Here is a 20,376-nt window from a genome sequence, read left to right on the forward strand (position 1 = left end):
CTACGAAGCACGCGCCAGCCGGTCTTGGAGAAAGTTGCGGTCGCCGCGCGCGGCGCGGCGGAAGGCCCGCGGCGACAGGCCGGCGGCGCGGCCGAAGCTGCGCACGAAGTTCGACAGGTCGTCGAAGCCGGCCTCGAGCGCCACCTCGGTGACCGGGCGGTCGTCGCTGGCCAGCGCACGCGCCGCGCGGCGCAGCCGGCTGCGCAGCACGTACTGGTGCGGCGTGACCCCCAGCACCGCGGCGAACACGCGCAGGAAGTGCCAGGGGCTCAGCCCCGCCTGTGCGGCGAGCTGGGCCAGCGGGCAGGGCCCGGACGCGTGGGCATCGATCCACAGGGCCGCCTCGACAGCGCGACGCCGGTCCGCCGCAGCCGGGCGCAGCGGGGCGGACACCTCGCCGCGCAGCTGGGCTGCCACCTGGGCCACCAGGCGCAGGCCGAGCTCCTCCAGCGAGGCCTCGGCCGCGCCGCTGGCCGCGGCACGCGCGAGCTCGCCCAGCGTCACCAGTGCCGGCAGCGGCGGCAGCGCCCCCGAGTGCCAGCGCTGCGGCCGGGCGCCGAGCTCGTCGGCCAGTGCCGCGTCGGGCGCGAAGGCCAGGCAGTCGTCGCCGCCGGCGTGGTGCTCGTGGGTGCAGGTGAACTCGTCGCCCGGCCGGCCCAGCAGCACCGAGCCGGGCACCAGCTCGAAGTGCCGGCCGCGACAGCGGCAGCCGAAGCTGCCGCGCAGCACGTAGGAGGCCGACCAGCCGCCGTACTGCTCGGCGAACGGCCGCTCGCCCAGACGCGCGCTGCAGCGGTAGAGCGTCACCGCCAGCGGCCCGGCGAGCAGGGGCTGCGTCTGCAGCACCGGCCTACTCCTTCAGGTCGACGCCGAAGAAGTTGTGCCGCCCGAACGGGCTGAGCTTGAAGTCCACCACCTCCTTGCGCACCGGCTTGAGCTGCACCGCGTGGGCGATGGTGAACCAGGGCGCCTGCTCCTTGAAGATCACCTGCGCCTTCTTGTAGAGCTCGGTGCGCTCGGCCGGGCTGCTGGCGGTCTTGGCCTTGAGCACCAGTTCCTCGAAGGGCTGGAAGCAGAACTTGGCCACGTTGCTGCCGTTGGTCTTGGCCGAGTCGCAGCCCAGCAGGGTGTGCAGGAAGTTGTCCGGGTCGCCGTTGTCGCCGGTCCAGCCCAGCATGCCCATCTGGTGCTCGCCGGCCTGCATGCGCTTGCGGTACTCGCCCCACTCGAAGCTCTTGATCTCGGCCTTGACGCCGATCTTGGCCAGGTCAGCCTGCATCAGCTCGGCGATGCGGCGCGCGTTCGGGTTGTAGGGCCGCTGCACGGGCATGGCCCAGAGGTCGGTCTCGAGGTTGGCGACGCCGGCCTGCGCGAGCAGCTTCTTCGCGGCCTCGGGGTCGTAGGGGTCGTCCTTGACCGCGTCGTTGTAGGACCACATCGACGGCGGGATCGGGTTCTTGGCCGCGATGCCGGTGCCGAGGTAGACCGCGTCGAGGATGCCCTGCTTGTTGATGGCCATGCTGATGGCCTTGCGCACGCGCACGTCGTCGAAGGGCTTCTTCTGCGTGTTGTAGGCGAGGTAGCCGACGTTCAGGCCCGCCTGCTCGAGCACCACCACGTTCGGGTCCTTGCGGATCGCCGGCAGGTCGGCCGGGTTGGGGTAGGGCATCACGTGGCACTCGCCCTTCTGCAGCTTGGCCCAGCGCACCGACGCATCCGGCGTGATGGCGAACACCAGGTCGTCGATCTTGGCCTTGCCGCCCCAGTGCTGCGCGAAGGCCTTGTAGCGGATCACCGCGTCCTTCTGGTACTGCACCAGGGTGAACGGGCCGGTGCCGATCGGCTCCTGGTCGAGCTTCTCGGGCGTGCCGGCCTTCAGCATCGCGTCGGCGTACTCCTTCGACTGGATGCCGGCGTACTCCATCGCGAGGTTGGAGAGGAACGGCGCCTCCGGGCGGTTGAGCGTGAAGCGCACCGTGTGCTCGTCGACCTTCTCGAGCGACTTGATCAGCTTGCCCATGCCCATGTCGTTGAAGTACGAGTGGTTCGGGCTCGTGACCTTGAAGTACGGATGCTCCTCCTTCCACTGCCGCTCGATCGCGAACACGATGTCGTCGGCGTTGAAGTCGCGCGTCGGCTTGTAGTTCCTGTTGGAATGCCACTTCACGCCCTTGCGCAGGTAGAAGGTGTAGGTCAGGCCGTCCTTCGAGATCTCCCAGCGCTCGGCCAGCCCGGGCACCACCGTCGTGCCGCCGCGCTCGAAGTCGACGAGGCGGCTGTAGATCTGGCTGTTGGCGTCGAACGAGGTGCCGGTGGTGTTGATGCCGGGGTAGAAGTTCTCCGGGCTGCCTTCGGAGCAGAAGACGAGCGTCTTGGCCGATGCGGCGCCGGCGGCGAGCAAGGCGGCGAGGGCGATCGGGGCGAAGCGGGCAACTCGGTGGGCTGCGTTCATGCGACGGACTCCTTGTGGGTGGGTCGTTCGGGTGGGTGGATGCTAGGCCGATTCCTCGGCGAAATGGCAGGCGACCTGCGTGCCGTCGAGGCTGCGCAGCGCCGGGCGCTCGATGCGGCAGCGTTCTTGCGCACGCGGGCAACGGGTGTGGAACACGCAGCCCGGCGGCGGGGCGAGCGGCGAGGGCAGTTCGCCGGTGAGCACCACCGGCTCGCGCCCGAGGCCCGGTGTCGAGCCGAGCAGCGCGCGCGTGTACGGGTGCAGCGGCCGCGCGAACAGGCGTGACTTGGGCGCATGCTCCATCACGCGGCCGAGGTACATCACCAGCACCTCGTCGGACAGGTGGCGCACCACGGCCAGGTCGTGCGAGATGAACAGGTAGGCCAGGCCGAGCTGCTGCTGCAGGTCGGCGAGCAGGTTCAGCACCTGGGCCTGCACCGAGACGTCGAGCGCCGAGACCGGCTCGTCGGCCACCAGCAGCGCCGGCTCGGGCATCAAGGCGCGCGCGATCGCGATGCGCTGGCGCTGGCCGCCGGAGAACATGTGCGGGTAGCGCTGGGCATGCTCGGGCCGCAGGCCGACGCGCGCGAGCATCGCCTCGGCACGCTCGCGCCGCTCGGCGGCGGGCAGCGTGGTGTGGATGGCCAGCGGCGTCTCGAGCGCGGTGACGATCCTCTGGCGCGGGTTCAGCGAGCCGTAGGGGTTCTGGAACACCAGCTGCACCGCACGCCGCAGCCGGGCGCGCTCGGCCGCCGGCGGCTGCACGGCGTCCAGCCCAAGCAGCTGCAGCTGCCCGCCGGCGGGCGGCTCGATCAGCGTGACCATGCGCGCCAGCGTCGACTTGCCGCAGCCCGATTCGCCCACCACGCCGAGCGTGCGGCCGGCCTCGAGCCGGAACGACACGCCGTCCACCGCCTGCAGCCGCGCCGGTGCACGCCCCCAGCCGCGCCGGATCGTGTAGACCCGCTGCAGGTCGCTCGCCTCGGCGATCGGGCCGCTCACGGCACCTCCAGGGGGAAGTGGCAGCGCACGCGCTGCGGGCCGAACTCGCGCAACGCCGGCGGTGCGCTGCAGGTCGCCTGCGCATGTTCGCAGCGCGGTGCGAACAGGCAGCCGGTTGGGCGGTCCCAGGCGCCGGGCACCGTTCCGGGGATGCTGGCCAGGCGCGCACGGCCCTGCGCATCGAGGGCGGCGCGCTCGGGCAGCGCAGCCAGCAGCGCGGCGGTGTAGGGGTGGCGCGGCGCGGCGAACAGCGCCTCGCTGGGCGCCTGCTCGACCAGCTGGCCGGCATACATCACCGCCACGCGCTGCGCCATCTCGGCCACCACGCCCATGTTGTGCGTGATCAGCACCAGCGCCATGCCGCGTTCACGCTGCAGGCCCCGCAGCAGCTCGAGGATCTGGGCCTGGATCGTCACGTCGAGCGCGGTGGTCGGCTCGTCGGCGATCAGCAGGCGCGGGTTGCAGGCGATCGCCATCGCGATCATCACGCGCTGGTTCATGCCGCCGGAGAGCTGGTGCGGGTAGTCGTTCAGGCGGCTCGCGGCGGCCGGGATGCCGACCTGCTCGAGCAGCTCGACGCTGCGGCGCGCCGCGGCGCGCCGGTCCATGCCGAGGTGGTGGCGCAGCACCTCGCCGATCTGGAAGCCGATCGTGAAGCTCGGGTTCAGGCTCGCACCGGGGTCCTGGAAGATCATCGCCACGTCGCGCCCGGTCAGCGCGCGGCGCTGCCGTTCGCCCAGGCGCAGCAGGTCCTGGCCCGCGAAGCGCATCGACGCGGCGCGCACGCGGCCCGGAAAGCCCACCAGACCCATCAGCGCCAGCATCGCCACGCTCTTGCCCGAGCCGGATTCGCCGACGATGCCGAGCACCTCGCCCTCGCGCAGCGTGAGCGACAGGCCGTCGACGGCGCGCAGCGTCGCGCCGTGCAGCGCGAACTCGACATGCAGGTCGTCGATCTCGAGCAGGGGGCTCATCGTTTCAGCTTCGGGTCCAGGGCATCGCGCAGGCCGTCGCCCAGCAGGTTGAAGGCCAGCACGGTGACCAGGATCGCGAGGCCGGGGAAGGTGACCACCCACCAGGCGCGCAGCACGAACTCACGTGCGTCGGCCAGCATCGTGCCCCACTCGGCCGCGGGCGGCTGGGCCCCCAGGCCGATGAAGCCGATCGCCGCGGCGTCGAGGATGGCGGTGGAGATGCCCAGCGAGGCCTGCACGATCAGCGGCGCGGCGCAGTTGGGCAGCACCTCGCGCAGCATCAGGCGCCAGCGGCCGGCACCGGCCACGCGCGCCGCGGTGACGTAGTCCTTGGCCATCTCGGCGATCACCGCGGCGCGGGTCAGGCGCACGTAGTGCGGCAGCACCACCAGCGCCACCGCGAACATCGCGTTCATCAGCCCGGGGCCGAGCACCGCGACGATCACGATCGCCAGCAGCAGGCTGGGCAGCGACAGGATCACGTCCATCAGCCGCATCACCGCGGTCTCGAACCAGCCGCGGAACAGGCCGGCCGCCAGCCCGAGCGCGATGCCGACCACGGTGGACAGCGCCACCACCGCGATGCCGATCACGAGCGAGAGCCGCGCGCCATGGATCAGGCGCGACAGCAGGTCGCGCCCGATCGCGTCGGTGCCCAGCAGCCAGGCGCGGCTGCCGCCCTCCTGCCAAGCCGGCGGCTTGAGCAGCGCGGCCGGGTTGGTCTGGTCGGGCGGGTACGGCGCGATCCAGGGCGCGAAGGCGGCCAGCAGCAGCACGCCGACCACCACCGCGAGGCCGAGCACCGCGCCGGTGTTGGCGCTGAAGCTGGCCCAGAACTCGCGCAGCGGCCCGGGCGGGGCGGCCGGGGCGGCGCCGGCGGGCAGGGAGGTGTCAGCGGGCATGGGCGATGCGCGGGTTGATCAGCCCGTAGGCCAGGTCGACGAGCAGGTTCACCGCCATCACCAGCGCGCCGATCAGCAGCAGGCCGCCCTGCAGCACCGGGTAGTCGCGCCGTGCGATCGCCTCGATCAGCCACTTGCCGACACCCGGCCAGGAGAAGATCGTCTCGGTCAGGATGGCGCCGGTGAACAGCATGCCGACCTGCAGCCCGATCACGGTGACCACGGGGATCAGCGCGTTGCGCAGCGCGTGCAGCCCGATCACGCGGGCCGGCGGCAGGCCCTTGGCGCGGGCGGTGCGGATGTAGTCCTCGCCCAGCACCTCGAGCATGGCCGAGCGTGTCATGCGCGCGATCGAGGCGAGCGGTTGCGTGCCCAGCACGATGGCCGGCAGCACCAGGTGCAGCGCGGCCGACCTGAACGCACCCTTCTCGCCGGACAGCCAGGCGTCGACCAGGTGGAAGCCGGTCACCGGCTCGAAGAAGAACTGCACCGAGATGCGGCCCGACACCGGCGTGAGCCCGAACTGCACCGAGAACAGCAGGATCAGCAGCAGGCCCCACCAGAAGATCGGCATCGAGTAGCCGGTCAGCGAGAGCGCCATCACGCCGTGGTCGAACACCGAGTTGCGCTTCACCGCCGCCAGGATGCCGGCCGGGATGCCCAGGAGCAGCGCGAACAGCATCGCGCACAGCGCCAGCTCGATGGTGGCGGGGAACAGCGCGAGGAACTCCTCCAGCACGCTCTTGCTGGTGATCATCGAGCGGCCCAGGTCGCCCTGCAGCACGCGCAGCAGGTACAGGCCGTACTGCACCGGCAGCGGCTGGTCGAGCCCGTAGAGCCTGAGCAGTTCGGCGTGGCGCGCCGCGTCGACGCCGCGTTCGCCGGCCAGGGTCTCGATCGGGTCACCCGGCACCAGGCGGATCAGGAAGAAGGCGATCAGCGTGGTCCCGAGAAAGGTCGGGATCAGCAGGCCGAGCCGGGTCAGGACGAAGCGGCCCATGCGCGCGCTTCAGGGCTCGAAATCGCGCGGCTGCAGCTCGATCGGTGCGCCGTGCGGGGTGCGCTGCGCCGCATGCGCCCAGGCGTCGCGGTGGCGCGCCAGTTCGCCGGCGCTGCTCGCGCCCTTGGTGGCCACCAGGGCCTCGAGCGCGGCGAGCCAGTGGTGGTAGTAGGTGTCGCCGAGGTCGGCATCACCGCCGGCCTGCGCGCGGCGGATCTGCGCGGCCAGTGCGGCCGCCCACTCGGGCCAGCTGAACAGGCCGCGCTGGTGCAGCGTGACGGCCAGCGCGAAGGCATGTGCTTCCCAGGGTTCGCGGAACACCGGCTCGTCGCCCTGGGCGGGCTGGCCGGGCAGCAGGGGGCTCACCCGGCAGCCTCCAGGTAGGGCTCCCAGGCGTCGATGCAGACCACCGACCCGGGACAGGCCGCGTCGCCCCACAGCTCCGCCGCGTCGAAGGCCACGCTGTAGAGCCACTGCGGCTGCTCGCCCAGGCCGTGGGCATGGCGGTCGGCGAACACGTGCGCGCCGTGCACGCGCTCCACCGTGCCGCGCTTGCCGCGGGCGTACCCGGGCAGGCGCGTGTGGTGGCCCGCCGCCTCGGCGCGGGTGCGCACCGCATCGCCCACCCCGAAGCGGGCCGGCGCTGCCGCGGGCCGCTCGGTGGGCGCACCGCGCGCCAGCACTGCCGCCACGTCGTCGGCGCGCAGCAGGCGCGGCAAGGGCGGCGCGGCATGCAGCGCGCGCCCGGCGGCCAGTTCGTCGCTCTGCAGCAGGCCGCGCTCGGCCAGCAGGCGCTGCAGCGCCGCGATCCAGATGCGGTAGTAGTCGAGCTCGGCGTAGTCGGGCAGCGTCTCGCGCGCGCGGCGGCTCATGTCGATGTTCCAGGCGCCGGTGGCACCCATCGCGAGCGTGAGGGCCAGCGCGCGCGGCTCCCAGGCGGCGTGGAACAGTTCGCCCTCGGGCTCGGGCAGCACGCGCCCGAAGCCGTCGCGGCCGCCCAGGTCGGCATGGGTCGTGTAGCTCATGGTCGGGGGGCGCGCGCGAGGCCGGTGCCGATCATCGAGTCGCGCGTCACCAGCGTGGCCAGGCGCTCCTCGCTCCAGCCGTCGGTGCCGGCGGGCCGGCGCGGGATCACCAGGTAGCGCACCTCGGCGGTCGAATCCCAGACGCGGATGCGCGTGTGCTCGGGCAGCACGACGCCGAAGTCGGCCAGCACGCCGCGCGGATCCTTCACCGCGCGCGAGCGGTAGGGCGCGCTCTTGTACCAGGTCGGCGGCAGGCCCAGCACCGGCCAGGGGTAGCAGCTGCACAGCGTGCAGACCACGAGGTGGTGTGTGTCGTCGCTGCACTCCAGCGCCACCATGTGCTCGCCCTGGCGGCCGGTGAAGCCCAGCGAGGCGATGGCCGCGGTGGCGTCGCGCCGCAGCCAGTCGGCGAACGCCGGGTCGGCCCAGGCCCGCGCCACCACGCGCGCGCCGTTGCGCGGGCCGATCCGGGTCTGGTAGGTGTCGATCAGGACGTCGAGTGCGGCCGGGTCGATGTAGCCCTTGTCCGCCAGCACGGTCTCGAGCGCCCGCACGCGCAGGTCCATCTCGCCGAGCGAGGAGTGCTCGTCGTGATCGTGGTCGTGGTCGTGACCATGCGCCATGGCCGGCGATGGTAACCGCGAGCCGATACAGTCGCGCCCCATGCAAGCCCTGGAGATCCACGCCGGCGCGCGGGCGCTGAAGCACTTGCGCGAGCACGGCCTGCAAGCGGCGGACGTGCGCGCCGTTCCCGCCGCGGCGGGCGGGCCCAAGGGGCTGATCCTGAACGCGCTGGACCGCTTCGTGTTCGGCCGCTGGCTGGCCCGCGCCGACCACACCGTGCACCTGCTCGGCGCCTCGATCGGCGCCTGGCGCATGGCCACCGCCTGCCTGGCCGACCCGGACCGGGCCTTCGCGCAACTGGCGGCCGACTACATCGCGCAGGACTATCCGCATGCGCCGGGCAAGTCGCCGCGTCCCGCGGTGGTCAGCGAGGTGTTCGGCGCCAGGCTGACGGAGCGCTTCGGCGGGCGCGAGGCGCAGTTGCTGCAGCACCCGCGCTACCGCCTGCATGTGTTCACGAGCCGCGGCCGGCACCTGCTCGGGCGCGAAGGGCGGCTGCGCACACCGCTCGGCTACCTGGGTGCCTTCGCCACCAACGCCCTGAGCCGCCAGGCGATGGGCGGCTGGATCGAGCGCGTGATCTTCTCGGACGCGCGCGATCCGCTGCCGCTGCACCTGCACGACTACCGCACGCAATCCGTGCCGCTCGCGCCGGGCAACCTGCAGCCGGCGCTGCTGGCGAGCTGCTCGATCCCGTTCTGGCTCGAGGCGGTGCACGACATCCCGGGCGGCCCGCGTGGCGCCTACTGGGACGGCGGCATCACCGACTACCACCTGCACCTCGACTACGCCTCGATGCCCGAGGGCCTGGTGCTGTACCCGCATTTCCAGAGGTCGGTGGTGCCCGGCTGGCTGGACAAGGCGCTGCGCCACCGCCACCGCGCCAGCGCGCGGCTCGACAACGTGGTGCTGCTGTCGCCGGCGCCGGGCTGGGTGGCGACGCTGCCGGGCGGCAAGCTGCCCGACCGCAGCGACTTCAAGCGCTACACCGACGACACGCCCGGGCGCATCGCCGAGTGGAGCCGCGCGTTGCGCGAGAGCGAGCGCCTGGCCGAGGACTTCGCGCGCTGGCTGGAGTCGCCCGGCTCGATCGAGGTGAAGCCGCTGCCCTGAGGGCCGCTCTTCTACGCAGGTCTGCGCCGCCCGGATGCAAGGCCATGCGGCGCGCTCGGGTCGTCCATCCGCGCCGTCACGACCGGCGTAAGGCCGTCCACACCACGGCTTCGCCGCGGTGACCCCCCGGCCCCGGCCGGGCCGCTTCACCGGACACCCAGGACGACCCCATGAGCACCTTCTCCCGCTTCACGCGCCGCGTGCTGCCGCTCGCAGCGGCAGTGGCCGCCGCGTTCGGCAGCCTCGCCGTGCAGGCCTCGAGCCACCGCGAGGCTCCGTTCATCACCACCGCGCCCAAGGTCGACGGCACCGACCTCTACATGTTCATGAGCTACGAGGCCGGCCGCAGCGACTTCGTGACGCTGATCGCCAACTACCAGCCGCTGCAGGCGCCGTACGGCGGTCCGAACTACTTCAAGATGGATCCGAACGCGCTGTACGAGATCCACATCGACAACGACGGCGACGCGAAGGAGGACCTGAGCTTCCAGTTCCGCTTCGACAACAGGCTGAACTCGATCGCGCTGCCGATCGGCGGCAAGAACGTGCCGATCGCGCTGACCCAGGCCGGCACCGTGAGCGACCCGCGCGCCGCGACGCTGAACGTCAACGAGACCTTCAGCGTCGACGTGGTGCGCGGCGACCGGCGCGGCGGCCAGCGCGCCGCGGTCACCAACGCCGCCGGCGGCGCCAAGGTGTTCGACAAGCCGGTGGACAACATCGGCACCAAGACCATCCCCGACTACGCCGCCTACGCGGCCAAGCACATCTACAACGTCAACGTGCCCGGCTGCAACGTGCCCGCGAAGCTGTTCGTCGGCCAGCGCAAGGAGGCCTTCGCGGTCAACCTCGGCACGATCTTCGACCTGGTCAACGCGCCGGTCTCGGTGATCACCGATCCGGCCCTGATCAACGCCGTGCCCAACACCATCGACGACGCGAACGTCACCTCGATGGCGGTGGAGATCCACAAGAGCTGCCTGACGCGCGGCAGCGAGCCCGTGATCGGCGCCTGGACCACCGCCAGCCTGCGCCAGGGCAGCCTGCTCGACCCGACGCCGAAGAAGGGCCACCAGACCACCGCGATCAGCGGCGGCGCGTGGACGCAGGTGTCGCGCCTGGGCATGCCGCTGGTCAACGAGGTGGTGATCGGCCTGCCCGACAAGGACCGCTTCAACGGCAGCAAGCCGAAGGACGACGGCCAGTTCGCCGACTACGTGACCAACCCGACCTTCCCGGCGCTGCTGGAGATCGCGCTCGCGCTGCCGAACACCGCGCCCACCAACCTGCCGCGCACCGACCTCGTGACGACCTTCCTGACCGGCATTCCCGGCGTCAACCAGCCCGGCAAGGTGACGGCCTCGGAGATGCTGCGCCTGAACACCGCGATCCCGCCGGTGCCCTTCGCGCAGCAGAACCGGCTGGGCATCGTCGGCGAGATCCTGCGCGTCGGCGGGCCGCAGAACCTCGGCCAGGCGGTCGACCTGGCGGGTTACCCGAACGGCCGCCGGCCCAAGGACGACGTGGTCGACATCTCGCTGGTGGCGGTGATGGGCGGCCTGTGCGTGGCCAACGGCGACAACAATGCGCTCGGCTTCGGCACCTCCTGCAAGCCCTCCGCCGCGCCGCTGGGCGCGACCGCCTTCAAGCTGCACGACGGCGTCGACCAGGCGGTCGTGCCGCTGCTGCCGGGCTTCCCCTACCTGTTCACGCCGACCCCGGGTGCGGGCGCGGCGGCGCAATGAGGGAGGCGGCGATGAACACTCCCATCCGTCTGTCGATGCTCGCACTCGTCGCCGCACTCGCCGCCTGCGGCGGCGGGGGCGGGGACGACACGCCGGCGACGCCGCCGACCGACTCGGTGCCCGACAGCGCCAGCGCGAGCAGCACCGGCATGGTGGCCTGGCTGAAGCGCCTGGCCGGCATCGCCCCGGAGGACAAGGAGGCGCTGGACGTGGGCCGCTTCGCGCCCCCGCGTCCGGACGACACCGAGCCGGAGGCGCTGTGAGCCTCGGCCCGCTCACCCGGGCCGGCCTGTGGCCGGTGCTGCTCGCCGGGCTACTGCTGGCCGGGGCGGCCGGGGTGCTGCGGGCCGAGCCGCTGGTGCCGGTCGGGGACGACGAGGTCGTCGAGCGGCTGCCGTCGGCCGGCCGGGGTGCGGCCCAGGCGCGCCGGCAACTGGCCCAGCGGCCCGACGACGCGGGCCTCGCGGTGAGCGTCGCCCGCGCCGGGCTGGCGCAGGCCCGTGCGACCGGCGACCCGCGCCTCGCCGGGCAGGCGCTGGCCGCGCTGGCCCACTGGACCGATGCGCAGACCGCCCCCCGCGAGGTGCTGCTGCTGCAGGCGACCCTGGACCAGCATCTGCACGACTTCGACGCCGCGGCCGCCAAGCTCGAGGTGCTGCTGCGCCGGCACCCGGGCGACGCCCAGGGCTGGTTGACGCTGGCCGCGGTGCGCCGCGTGCAGGGGCGTTATGCACAGTCACACCGCGCCTGCGCCGGCGTGGCGCGTGCCCGCGCCGATCTGCATGCGGCCGCCTGCATGGCGGAGAACGATGGCCTGCGCGGCGGCTTCGAGCGTGCCCGGCACACGCTGCAAGGCCTGGTCGAGCGCCCCGGCCTCGACGGTCCGACGCGCGCCTGGCTGCACACGACGCGGGCCGAGCTCGAGCAACGTGCCGCCCGGCCCCAGGCTGCCGAGGTGGCCTGGCGTGCCGCACTGCAGGCCGACGCCGACCCGTATGCCGCGCTCGGATACGCCGATTTCCTGCTCGAACAGGGCCGCGCGCCGGAAGTGGGCACCGTGCTGGCCACGCAGCCGGCCAGCGATGCGGTGCTGCTGCGCCGCGCTGCCGCCGGCGACGCGGACGCAACGCGCACCTTGCGCGCTCGGTTCGAGCAATCGGCGCTGCGGCCGCAGACGGCGCTCACGCATGGGCGCGAGCGCGCGCTGCTGGCGCTGCGGGTCGAGCGCGACGCGCCGCGCGCCGTGCGGCTGGCGCGCGACAACCTGGCGCGGCAGCGCGAACCGGTCGACCTCTGGCTGCTGGCCGAGGCCGCCCGGCGGGCCGGCGACCGCGCGGCGCAGGACGAGGCCCGGCGGCTCGCGGCGGCGCAGGGCCTGGTCGATGCACGCTGGACCATCGACGCCGAGAGGAGCCCGTCATGAAGCGCCTGCTGTGCATGGTCGTGCTGTTCGTCGCCGTACTCGGCGCCGCCCGGGCGCACCAGGCGAGCGATGCCTACGTGCAGCTGAACTCGGCCGCGGACGGCGTGCAGGCGCGCCTGGACATCGCGCTGCGCGACCTGGACGCCGCGCTCGGTCTCGATGCCGACGGCGACGGCCGGCTCACCTGGGGTGAGGTGCGCGCCGCGTGGCCGGCCATCGAGCGCCTGGCACGTGCGCACGTGCAGTTCGGTCGTTGCGCGATGAACGCAGGCACCCCGGCGCTGGAGCGGCGCAGCGACGGCAGCTATGCCGTGCTGCACTGGCGCTCGGCATGCGCGCTCGCCGATGCGCAGCCGGTGCGCTACACGCTGTTCGCCGACATCGACCCGACACACCGCGGCCTGCTGCGTGTCGAGCACGCCGGGCAGGGGGAGCCGCTGCGCGTGCTCGACCCGAACCGGCCGGACAGCGGCGCCGCCGGGCCGCGCGCCTCCCTGCTTGGTGAAGGCGTGCGCCACATCGTCACCGGCTACGACCACCTGCTGTTCCTGCTCTGCCTGCTGGTGCCGGCGGTGATGCGGCGCGAGCGCGGCGCCGATGCCCGGCTGCGCTGGCGACCGGTGGCGCGCCGGTCGGCCGCGTTCGCGCCGGTGCTGGGCATCGTCACTGCCTTCACCGTGGCGCATTCGATCACGCTGGGGCTGGCCGCGGCCCGATGGGTGGCGGTGCCGGAATGGTTCATCGAGCCGGCCATCGCGCTGACCATCGTGCTCGCGGCCATCGACAACCTGCGCCCGATCTTCCCCGGGCCGCGCGTGCTGGTGACCTTCGTGTTCGGCCTGGTGCACGGCTTCGGCTTTGCCGGCGTGCTGGGTGAACTGGACCTGCCGGCCGCGCAGTTCGCCTGGGCGCTGCTGCAGTTCAACCTCGGGCTCGAACTCGGGCAGGTGGCCATCGTGCTGGCCGTGGCGACGCTGCTGTACGCCGTGCGCGACCACCGGCTCTACCCGCGCGTGGCGATCGCGGGCGGCTCGGGTGCGGCGATGTTGACGGGCCTGGCCTGGTTCGTCGAGCGCACGGCCGACCTGTCGCTGCTGCCGTTCTGAGCGGCTACAATCGCGGCTTCCTCCAACGAGCAAGAGCGAGAAAGGCAGCCTGGTTATGACACCGCGGACTACGAGCACCCCGTTCGCCTAGTCGTCCGCCGCGCCACGACCCGATCTTCCTTTTCGTCATCTCCCACATCAAAGCGCGGCGCCCGCCGCGCTTTTTTGTTGCCCCGAAGGATTCCGCATGATCTCGATTGAACTGCCCGACGGCTCGAAACGTTCCTTTCCCGGCCCCGTGACGGTGGCCGAGGTGGCCGCCTCGATCGGCACCGGCCTGGCCAAGGCGGCCATCGCCGGCAAGGTCGGCCGAGGCGCCGAGGCCAGGGTCGTGGACACCAGCCACCGGCTCGAGGCCGACGCCGCGCTGTCGATCCTGACCGACAAGGATCCGGAAGGCCTGGAGGTGATCCGCCACTCGACCGCGCACCTGCTCGCCTACGCGGTGAAGGAACTGTTTCCGGACGCGCAGGTCACGATCGGCCCGGTGATCGAGAACGGCTTCTACTACGACTTCTCGTACAAGCGCCCGTTCACGCCCGAGGACCTGGCCGCCATCGAGGCCAAGATGGCCGAGCTGGCGAAGAAGGACGAGAAGGTCGAGCGTCGCGTGCTGCCGCGCGACGAGGCGGTGGCCTACTTCAAGTCCATCGGCGAGGACTACAAGGCCGAGATCATCTCCAGCATCCCGGCCGGCGAGGCGGTGTCGCTGTACCGCGAGGGCGGCTTCGAGGACCTGTGCCGCGGCCCGCACGTGCCCTCGACGGGCAAGCTGAAGCACTTCAAGCTGATGAAGGTGGCCGGCGCCTACTGGCGCGGCGACCACCGCAACGAGATGCTGCAGCGGGTCTACGGCACGGCCTGGGCCAGCAAGGACGACCTGCAGAAGTACCTCACGATGCTCGAGGAGGCCGAGAAGCGCGACCACCGCAAGCTCGGCCGCGAGCTCGACCTGTTCCACATCGACGAGCACGCGCCGGGCCTGGTGTTCTGGCACCCCAAGGGCTGGGCGCTGTGGCAGAACGTCGAGCAGTACATGCGGCAGGTCTACCGCGACAACGGCTACCTGGAAGTCAAGGGCCCGCAGATCCTCGACAAGAGCCTGTGGGAGAAGACGGGCCATTGGGCGAACTACCGCGAGAACATGTTCACCACGGAGTCGGAGAAGCGCGACTACGCGCTCAAGCCGATGAACTGCCCGGGCCACGTGCTGATCTTCAAGTCGCAGCTGCGCAGCTACCGCGACCTGCCGATCCGCTACGGCGAGTTCGGCCAGTGCCACCGCAACGAGCCGAGCGGCTCGATGCACGGCATCATGCGGGTGCGCGGCTTCACGCAGGACGACGGCCACATCTTCTGCACCGAGGACCACATCCTCGACGAGTGCGTGGCCTACACGACGCTGCTGCAGAAGGTCTACGCCGACTTCGGCTTCAAGGACATCATCTACAAGGTCGCGACGCGCCCGGACAGCCGCATCGGCTCCGACGCGCTGTGGGACAAGGCCGAGCAGGCGCTGATGGAGGCGCTGCGGCGCTCGGGCTGCGAGTTCGAGATCTCGCCGGGCGAGGGTGCGTTCTACGGCCCGAAGATCGAGTACACGCTCAAGGATGCGATCGGCCGTCCGTGGCAATGCGGCACGATGCAGGTCGACTTCAACATGGCGCAGCGCCTCGAGGCCGAGTACGTGACGGAGACGAGCGGCCGCGCCCACCCGGTGATGCTGCACCGCGCCATCATCGGCAGCTTCGAGCGCTTCATCGGCATCCTGATCGAGCAGCATGCCGGCGCGCTGCCGGCCTGGCTGGCGCCGCAGCAGGTCAGCGTGCTCAACATCACCGACGGCCAGGCGGACTACGCCGAGGAGGTGGTCAAAACGCTGCAAAAACAAGGACTTAGAGTGGCGGCCGATTTGCGCAACGAGAAGATCACGTATAAAATCCGCGAGCATTCGCTGCAGAAGGTCCCGTACATCCTCGTCGTGGGCGACAAGGAGAAGGCAAGCGGGGCCGTGGCCGTGCGCGCCCGGGGTAACCAGGATCTGGGTGTGATGCCGCTCGATGCGTTCCGTGCCAGGATCGCCGACGACATCGCCCGGAAGGCCTGAACCCAGGCGCGCTTTTGTTCGTTTTGCGACCCTCTGCTTGCCTTGGGGGCCTGCTGAAAGGTAACCACCATCGCTACTTTTGCTGACCGCCGTACCCCCAACGCCGAGCGCAAGCACCGGCTGAACCGGGAGATCATGGCGCCCGAGGTCCGCTTGAACGGTCCCGAGAACGAGCCCCTGGGCATCGTTCCCCTGCAGGAAGCCCTGCGCATGGCCGGCGAGCTGGACGTCGATCTGGTCGAAATCGTTGCCCAGGCCGATCCGCCGGTATGCCGGCTGATGGACTACGGCAAGTTCAAGTACCAGGAGCAGAAGCGCGCAGCAGAGGCCAAGGCCAAGCAGAAGGTCATCGAAGTCAAGGAAGTGAAGTTCCGTCCGGGCACGGACGAAGGCGACTACCAGATCAAGATGCGCAACCTGCGCCGCTTCATCGAGGAAGACGGCGACAAGGGCAAGGTCACGCTGCGCTACCGCGGCCGCGAGATCACGCACCAGGACATCGGCATGCGGCTGCTCGAGCGCATCCGCGATGAACTGGCCGATGTGTCGGTGGTGGAGCACATGCCCAAGCTCGAGGGTCGCCAGATGATCATGGTGCTGGCGCCCAAGCGGAAGTGATTTGAAGGGTTCAGCACCGCGGTCTGGTCGCCGGGGTGCTGTCAGAAGCGGCTGCAGGCCGACAAGACGGGAGCGATGTTCCCGGCGCCTGCCGCAGCAACATAGAAGGAGCAGTCATGCCCAAGATGAAGACCAAGAGCAGTGCGAAGAAGCGGTTCCGCGTCCGTCCGGGCGGCACCGTGAAGCGCGGCCAGGCGTTCAAGCGCCACATCCTCACCAAGAAGTCCACGAAGAACAAGCGCCACCTGCGTGGCGCCACCAACGTGCACGACACCAACATGGGCCACATGGCGCAGATGCTGCCGTTCGCGGGTCTGTGAGTGTCGGACGACTGAACCGGTAAAGGAGAAGAGAAATGCCTCGCGTCAAACGTGGTGTCACCGCCCGCGCGCGTCACAAGAAGGTCCTGGCCCTGGCCAAGGGTTTCCGCGGCCGCCGCAAGAACGTGTTCCGCATCGCCAAGGAAGCGGTGATGCGGGCCGGGCAGTATGCCTACCGTGATCGCCGCACCCGCAAGCGCGTGTTCCGCCAGCTCTGGATCGCCCGCATCAACGCGGCGAGCCGCGGCCTCGGCCTGACCTACAGCAAGTTCATGGCCGGCCTGAAGAAGGCCCAGATCGACATCGACCGCAAGGTCCTCGCCGATATGGCCGTCAACGATCCTGCCGCGTTTGGCAGCATCGTCGAGAAGGTGAAGGCCCAGCTCGCTTGATGTGCCCCGCGGCGCCGCCTCCGGGTGTGCGTCGCGATCGAGCTTCGAAGGCCGACCTCGTGTGCGGCCTTTTTTGTTGATTCCCATGAACGATCTCGCCCCTCTCGCGGAACTGGTCGATTCGGCGCGCGCCGAGTTCGATGCCGCGGACACCCCGGCCGCGCTGGAGAACGCCAAGGCACGCTACCTGGGCAAGGCCGGCCGCATCACCGAGCTGCTGAAGGCGCTGGGCGCGCTGCCGGTGGAAGAGAAGAAGTCCCGGGGCGCCCAGATCAACGTGGCCAAGCAGCAGGTCGAGGCGCTGCTGACCGCGCGGCGCGAGGCGCTCGCCCAGGCCGAACTGCAGGCGCAGCTGCGCGCCGAGGCGCTGGACGTCACGCTGCCCGGCCGCCAGCGCGGAACCGGTGGATTGCACCCGGTCTCACGCACCATCGAGCGCATCGAGGCCATCTTCGGCTCGATGGGCTTCGACGTGGCCGACGGTCCCGAGATCGAGACCGACTGGTTCAACTTCACCGCGCTGAACAGCCCGGAGAACCACCCGGCGCGCTCGATGCAGGACACGTTCTACGTCGACCTGAAGGACGCCGAGGGTCGCTGGCTGAACCTGCGCACGCACACCTCGCCGATGCAGGTGAGGTACGCGCGGGCGCACGCCCGCAGGCACGCGGGCGCGGAGGTCATGCCCGAGATCCGAGTGATTGCGCCGGGCCGCACCTATCGCGTCGACAGCGACGCGACGCACTCGCCGATGTTCCACCAGTGCGAAGGGCTGTGGATCGGCGAGAACGTCAGCTTCAAGGACCTGAAGGTCGTCTTCACCGACTTCTGCCGCGCCTTCTTCGAGACCGACGAGCTCGAGCTGCGCTTCCGCCCCTCGTTCTTTCCCTTCACCGAACCCTCGGCGGAAATCGACATCGCGTTCGCGAGCGGCCCGCTGAAGGGCAAGTGGCTGGAGGTGGCCGGCTCGGGCCAGGTGCACCCGAACGTGGTGCGCAACTTCGGCCTCGACCCCGAGCGGCACATCGGCTTCGCCTTCGGAATGGGGCCGGACCGGCTGACCATGCTGCGCTACGGCGTCAACGACCTGCGCCTGTTCTTCGAGGGCGACCTGCGTTTCCTCAGCCAGTTCAGATAGAAGACGAGAACCCATGCAGTTCCCCGAATCCTGGTTGCGCGAGTTCTGCGATCCGCCGATCACCACCGCCGAGCTGGCCGAACTGCTCACGATGTCGGGCATGGAGGTCGAGGAGGCCCGCCCGGCCGCGCCGCCGTTCACGGGCGTCGTGGTCGGCCAGGTGCTCGCCATCGAGCGCCACCCGAATGCCGACCGGCTGAACGTTTGCCAGGTGGATGCCGGTACCGGCACGACGCTGACCATCGTCTGCGGCGCGCCGAACGTGCGCGTCGGCATCAAGGTGCCGTGCGCGCTGGTCGGTGCCGAGCTGCCGCCGGGCGAGGACGGCAAGCCCTTCGTCATCAAGCTCGGCAAGCTGCGCGGCGTGGAGAGCCAGGGCATGCTGTGCTCGGCGCGCGAGCTCAAGCTGTCGGAGGATCACGGCGGGCTGCTGATCCTCGACGACGGGGCGACCGTCGGCGCGGACGTCCGCGGGCATCTGAACCTCGACGACACGATCTTCACGCTCAAGCTCACGCCCAACCTGGCGCATGGCCTGAGTGTCTACGGCATCGCCCGCGAGGTGGCCGCCTTGACCGGTGCGCCGCTGAAGACGGTGGCCTTCCCGCCGGTGAAGCCGACGCACGACACGGTGCTGCCGGTGAAGATCGAGGCGCCGGACCTGTGCGGCCGCTTCTCCGGCCGCGTGGTGCGCCATGTCGACACGAAAGCGAAGACGCCGGCCTGGATGGTCGACCGGCTGGCGCGCTGCGGGCAGCGCTCCGTCACGGCGCTGGTGGACATCTCGAACTACGTGATGTTCGAGTATGGCCGGCCCTCGCACATCTTCGACTTCGACAAGATCCACGGTGGTCTGACGGTGCGCTGGGGCCGCCCGGGCGAGTCGCTCGAGCTGCTGAACGGCAACACCATCGAGGTCGACGCGACGGTCGGCGTGATCGCCGACGACCAGGCCGTCGAATCGCTGGCCGGCATCATGGGCGGCGAGGCGACCGCGGTGTCCGAGAGCACGCGTCATGTCTACGTGGAGGCCGCCTTCTGGTGGCCCGAGGCGGTGGCCGGGCGCTCGCGCCGCTACGCCTTCGCCACCGATGCGGGGCACCGCTTCGAGCGTGGTGTCGACCCGGCGAAGACGGTCGAGCACATCGAGCGCATCACACAGCTGATCATCGACATCTGCGGCGGCGAGGCCGGGCCGATGGACGACCAGGTGCTCGCGCTGCCGGAGGCCAAGCCGGTCACGTTGCGTGTCGAACGCGCCACCAAGGTGATCGGCATGCCGGTCACGCAGGAGCAGTGCGAGGGCGTGATGCGCCGCCTCGGCTTGGCGTTTACGAGCGAGCCCGGGCGGCTGCACGTCACGCCGCCGAGCTGGCGTTTCGATCTGAAGATCGAGGAAGACCTGATCGAGGAAGTGATCCGCGTGCTCGGCTATCGCACGCTGCCCGACACGCCGCCGCGCGCGCCGGTGCGGCCGCGGCCGCAGACCGAGACACGGCGCGGGCTGAATGCGATCCGCCACGCGCTGGCCGCGCTGGACTTCCAGGAGACGATCAACTTCAGCTTCGTCGAGGAGCGCTGGGAACACGAGCTGGCCGGCAACCCCGACCCAATCCGCGTCCTCAATCCGATCGCCAGCCCGCTGGCGGTGATGCGCTCCAGCCTGATCGGCAGCCTGGTCGCGGTGCTGCAGTACAACCTCGCGCGCCGCGCCAGCCGCGTGCGGGTGTTCGAGATCGGGCGCATCTACCGGCGCGATGCGCAGGTGGCCGACGGCGAGGTGGCCGTGGCCGGCGTGCATCAGCCGGTGCGGGTGGCGGCACTGGCCTGGGGGCCGGCCGATGCTCTGCAATGGGGCAGCAAGGAACGGCCGGTCGACTTCTTCGACCTGAAGGGCGACCTCGAGGCCCTGCTGGCGCCCCGCAAGGCGCAGTTCGAGCCGGCCGATCATCCGGCGCTGCACCCGGGGCGCTGCGCCCGCGTGCTGCTCGATGGCTGCGACATCGGCGTGATCGGCGAACTGCACCCGCGCTGGCGCCAGGCCTACGAGCTGCCGAGCGCGCCGGTGCTGTTCGAGCTCGACGCGGCGGCACTGCGCGAGCGGGCCGTGCCATCGTTCGTGCCGATCCCGCGCCAGCAGGTGGCCTGGCGCGACGTGGCGCTGGTGGCGGACGACAAGGTCACGCACGCGGCGCTGATGCAGGCGATCGGCGCCTCGGCCGACGGCCTGGTCCGCTCGGCACGCCTGTTCGATGTTTACCGGCCGGCCGCCGGCAGTGCCGACCTGAAATCCGGCGAACGCAGCCTGGCCGTGCGCCTGGAACTGCTGGACGAGGAAACGACCCTCACCGACGAACGCATCGAGGCGGCCGTGGCCGAGGTCCTGGCGCGGCTGCACGAGCGGCTCGGCGTGCGCCGCCGCGGCTGAATCCTGG

At 71.0% G+C, this 20,376-nt stretch carries 20 protein-coding genes; 11 read left to right on the forward strand and 9 right to left on the reverse strand.

Annotation, left to right across the window (positions count from 1 at the left end):
- The 9 genes from D9C15_RS20440 to nthA are packed head-to-tail and all read right to left on the reverse strand — an operon-like array spanning position 1 to position 7,978.
- A complete protein-coding gene (locus tag D9C15_RS20440) occupies positions 1-846 on the reverse strand; it encodes a helix-turn-helix transcriptional regulator (protein WP_128000310.1) in 846 nt (281 codons plus the stop codon).
- Positions 847-850: 4 nt separating this feature from the next.
- Complete coding sequence (locus D9C15_RS20445; RefSeq protein WP_128000311.1) at positions 851-2,452, reverse strand: ABC transporter substrate-binding protein; 1,602 nt, start codon at positions 2,450-2,452, stop codon at positions 851-853.
- 42 nt (positions 2,453-2,494) lie between these two features.
- A complete protein-coding gene (locus D9C15_RS20450) occupies positions 2,495-3,454 on the reverse strand; it encodes a dipeptide ABC transporter ATP-binding protein (RefSeq protein WP_128000312.1) in 960 nt (319 codons plus the stop codon).
- Positions 3,451-4,428 carry an ABC transporter ATP-binding protein gene (locus tag D9C15_RS20455; protein ID WP_128000313.1) on the reverse strand — a complete coding sequence of 326 codons (978 nt, stop codon included), beginning with the start codon at positions 4,426-4,428 and terminating at the stop codon, positions 3,451-3,453. Before D9C15_RS20455 ends, D9C15_RS20450 begins: the two co-directional genes overlap by 4 nt.
- On the reverse strand, positions 4,425-5,330 hold the full coding sequence (locus D9C15_RS20460) for an ABC transporter permease subunit (protein WP_128000314.1): 906 nt from the start codon (positions 5,328-5,330) through the stop codon (positions 4,425-4,427). The genes D9C15_RS20455 and D9C15_RS20460 overlap by 4 nt, the downstream gene beginning before the upstream one ends.
- Positions 5,320-6,330 carry an ABC transporter permease subunit gene (locus D9C15_RS20465; RefSeq protein ID WP_128000315.1) on the reverse strand — a complete coding sequence of 337 codons (1,011 nt, stop codon included), beginning with the start codon at positions 6,328-6,330 and terminating at the stop codon, positions 5,320-5,322. Before D9C15_RS20465 ends, D9C15_RS20460 begins: the two co-directional genes overlap by 11 nt.
- A 9-nt stretch (positions 6,331-6,339) precedes the next feature.
- Positions 6,340-6,696, reverse strand: a complete 357-nt coding sequence (locus D9C15_RS20470; protein ID WP_128000316.1) for a nitrile hydratase accessory protein — start codon at positions 6,694-6,696, stop codon at positions 6,340-6,342.
- The gene (gene nthB / locus D9C15_RS20475) at positions 6,693-7,355 is read right to left on the reverse strand and encodes a nitrile hydratase subunit beta (RefSeq protein WP_128000317.1); all 663 of its coding nucleotides are present in this window, start codon (positions 7,353-7,355) and stop codon (positions 6,693-6,695) included. Before nthB ends, D9C15_RS20470 begins: the two co-directional genes overlap by 4 nt.
- Positions 7,352-7,978 carry a nitrile hydratase subunit alpha gene (gene nthA, locus D9C15_RS20480; RefSeq protein ID WP_128000318.1) on the reverse strand — a complete coding sequence of 209 codons (627 nt, stop codon included), beginning with the start codon at positions 7,976-7,978 and terminating at the stop codon, positions 7,352-7,354. The genes nthB and nthA overlap by 4 nt, the downstream gene beginning before the upstream one ends.
- 40 nt (positions 7,979-8,018) lie before the next feature.
- Here nthA and D9C15_RS20485 point away from each other — a divergent pair, with 40 nt between their 5' ends.
- From D9C15_RS20485 to pheT, 11 genes are all read left to right on the forward strand, one after another.
- Positions 8,019-9,092, forward strand: a complete 1,074-nt coding sequence (locus D9C15_RS20485) for a patatin-like phospholipase family protein (RefSeq protein ID WP_128000319.1) — start codon at positions 8,019-8,021, stop codon at positions 9,090-9,092.
- A 170-nt stretch (positions 9,093-9,262) separates the two neighbouring features.
- A complete protein-coding gene (locus D9C15_RS20490; protein ID WP_128000320.1) occupies positions 9,263-10,837 on the forward strand; it encodes a DUF4331 domain-containing protein in 1,575 nt (524 codons plus the stop codon).
- An 11-nt stretch (positions 10,838-10,848) separates the two neighbouring features.
- On the forward strand, positions 10,849-11,100 hold the full coding sequence (locus D9C15_RS20495; protein ID WP_128000321.1) for a hypothetical protein: 252 nt from the start codon (positions 10,849-10,851) through the stop codon (positions 11,098-11,100).
- Positions 11,097-12,260, forward strand: coding sequence for a tetratricopeptide repeat protein (locus tag D9C15_RS20500; RefSeq protein WP_128000322.1), 1,164 nt, complete (start codon positions 11,097-11,099; stop codon positions 12,258-12,260). The genes D9C15_RS20495 and D9C15_RS20500 overlap by 4 nt, the downstream gene beginning before the upstream one ends.
- Positions 12,257-13,366 carry a HupE/UreJ family protein gene (locus D9C15_RS20505; protein ID WP_128000323.1) on the forward strand — a complete coding sequence of 370 codons (1,110 nt, stop codon included), beginning with the start codon at positions 12,257-12,259 and terminating at the stop codon, positions 13,364-13,366. The genes D9C15_RS20500 and D9C15_RS20505 overlap by 4 nt, the downstream gene beginning before the upstream one ends.
- Before the next feature lie 187 nt (positions 13,367-13,553).
- Positions 13,554-15,473 carry a threonine--tRNA ligase gene (gene thrS / locus D9C15_RS20510; RefSeq protein WP_128000324.1) on the forward strand — a complete coding sequence of 640 codons (1,920 nt, stop codon included), beginning with the start codon at positions 13,554-13,556 and terminating at the stop codon, positions 15,471-15,473.
- 69 nt (positions 15,474-15,542) lie between these two features.
- Positions 15,543-16,091, forward strand: coding sequence for a translation initiation factor IF-3 (infC, locus tag D9C15_RS20515; protein WP_128000325.1), 549 nt, complete (start codon positions 15,543-15,545; stop codon positions 16,089-16,091).
- A gap of 116 nt (positions 16,092-16,207) precedes the next feature.
- Positions 16,208-16,411, forward strand: coding sequence for a 50S ribosomal protein L35 (gene rpmI, locus D9C15_RS20520; RefSeq protein WP_112189436.1), 204 nt, complete (start codon positions 16,208-16,210; stop codon positions 16,409-16,411).
- A 35-nt stretch (positions 16,412-16,446) separates the two neighbouring features.
- Complete coding sequence (gene rplT, locus D9C15_RS20525) at positions 16,447-16,803, forward strand: 50S ribosomal protein L20 (protein ID WP_112189437.1); 357 nt, start codon at positions 16,447-16,449, stop codon at positions 16,801-16,803.
- Between the two features lie 85 nt (positions 16,804-16,888).
- Positions 16,889-17,941 (forward strand): phenylalanine--tRNA ligase subunit alpha, encoded by a 1,053-nt coding sequence (gene pheS / locus D9C15_RS20530; protein WP_128000326.1) that lies wholly within the window; start codon positions 16,889-16,891, stop codon positions 17,939-17,941.
- A 13-nt stretch (positions 17,942-17,954) separates the two neighbouring features.
- Positions 17,955-20,369: a phenylalanine--tRNA ligase subunit beta gene (gene pheT / locus D9C15_RS20535; RefSeq protein WP_128000327.1), complete on the forward strand. Its 2,415-nt coding sequence runs from the start codon at positions 17,955-17,957 to the stop codon at positions 20,367-20,369.
- Positions 20,370-20,376 lie beyond the last annotated feature (7 nt).

Origin of the sequence: Piscinibacter defluvii (assembly GCF_004011805.1) — a bacterium.
Taxonomy (GTDB): domain Bacteria; phylum Pseudomonadota; class Gammaproteobacteria; order Burkholderiales; family Burkholderiaceae_C; genus Piscinibacter; species Piscinibacter defluvii.

Coding starts and splice junctions, on each gene's coding strand:
- D9C15_RS20445 (WP_128000311.1), bottom strand. CDS start 2,452: ATGAACGCAGCCCACCGAGTTGCCCGCTTCGCCCCGATCGCCCTCGCC.
- D9C15_RS20455 (WP_128000313.1), bottom strand. CDS start 4,428: ATGAGCCCCCTGCTCGAGATCGACGACCTGCATGTCGAGTTCGCGCTG.
- D9C15_RS20460 (WP_128000314.1), bottom strand. CDS start 5,330: ATGCCCGCTGACACCTCCCTGCCCGCCGGCGCCGCCCCGGCCGCCCCG.
- D9C15_RS20465 (WP_128000315.1), bottom strand. CDS start 6,330: ATGGGCCGCTTCGTCCTGACCCGGCTCGGCCTGCTGATCCCGACCTTT.
- nthB (WP_128000317.1), bottom strand. CDS start 7,355: ATGAGCTACACGACCCATGCCGACCTGGGCGGCCGCGACGGCTTCGGG.
- nthA (WP_128000318.1), bottom strand. CDS start 7,978: ATGGCGCATGGTCACGACCACGACCACGATCACGACGAGCACTCCTCG.
- D9C15_RS20485 (WP_128000319.1), top strand. CDS start 8,019: ATGCAAGCCCTGGAGATCCACGCCGGCGCGCGGGCGCTGAAGCACTTG.
- D9C15_RS20490 (WP_128000320.1), top strand. CDS start 9,263: ATGAGCACCTTCTCCCGCTTCACGCGCCGCGTGCTGCCGCTCGCAGCG.
- D9C15_RS20495 (WP_128000321.1), top strand. CDS start 10,849: ATGAACACTCCCATCCGTCTGTCGATGCTCGCACTCGTCGCCGCACTC.
- D9C15_RS20505 (WP_128000323.1), top strand. CDS start 12,257: ATGAAGCGCCTGCTGTGCATGGTCGTGCTGTTCGTCGCCGTACTCGGC.
- thrS (WP_128000324.1), top strand. CDS start 13,554: ATGATCTCGATTGAACTGCCCGACGGCTCGAAACGTTCCTTTCCCGGC.
- rpmI (WP_112189436.1), top strand. CDS start 16,208: ATGCCCAAGATGAAGACCAAGAGCAGTGCGAAGAAGCGGTTCCGCGTC.
- rplT (WP_112189437.1), top strand. CDS start 16,447: ATGCCTCGCGTCAAACGTGGTGTCACCGCCCGCGCGCGTCACAAGAAG.
- pheS (WP_128000326.1), top strand. CDS start 16,889: ATGAACGATCTCGCCCCTCTCGCGGAACTGGTCGATTCGGCGCGCGCC.
- pheT (WP_128000327.1), top strand. CDS start 17,955: ATGCAGTTCCCCGAATCCTGGTTGCGCGAGTTCTGCGATCCGCCGATC.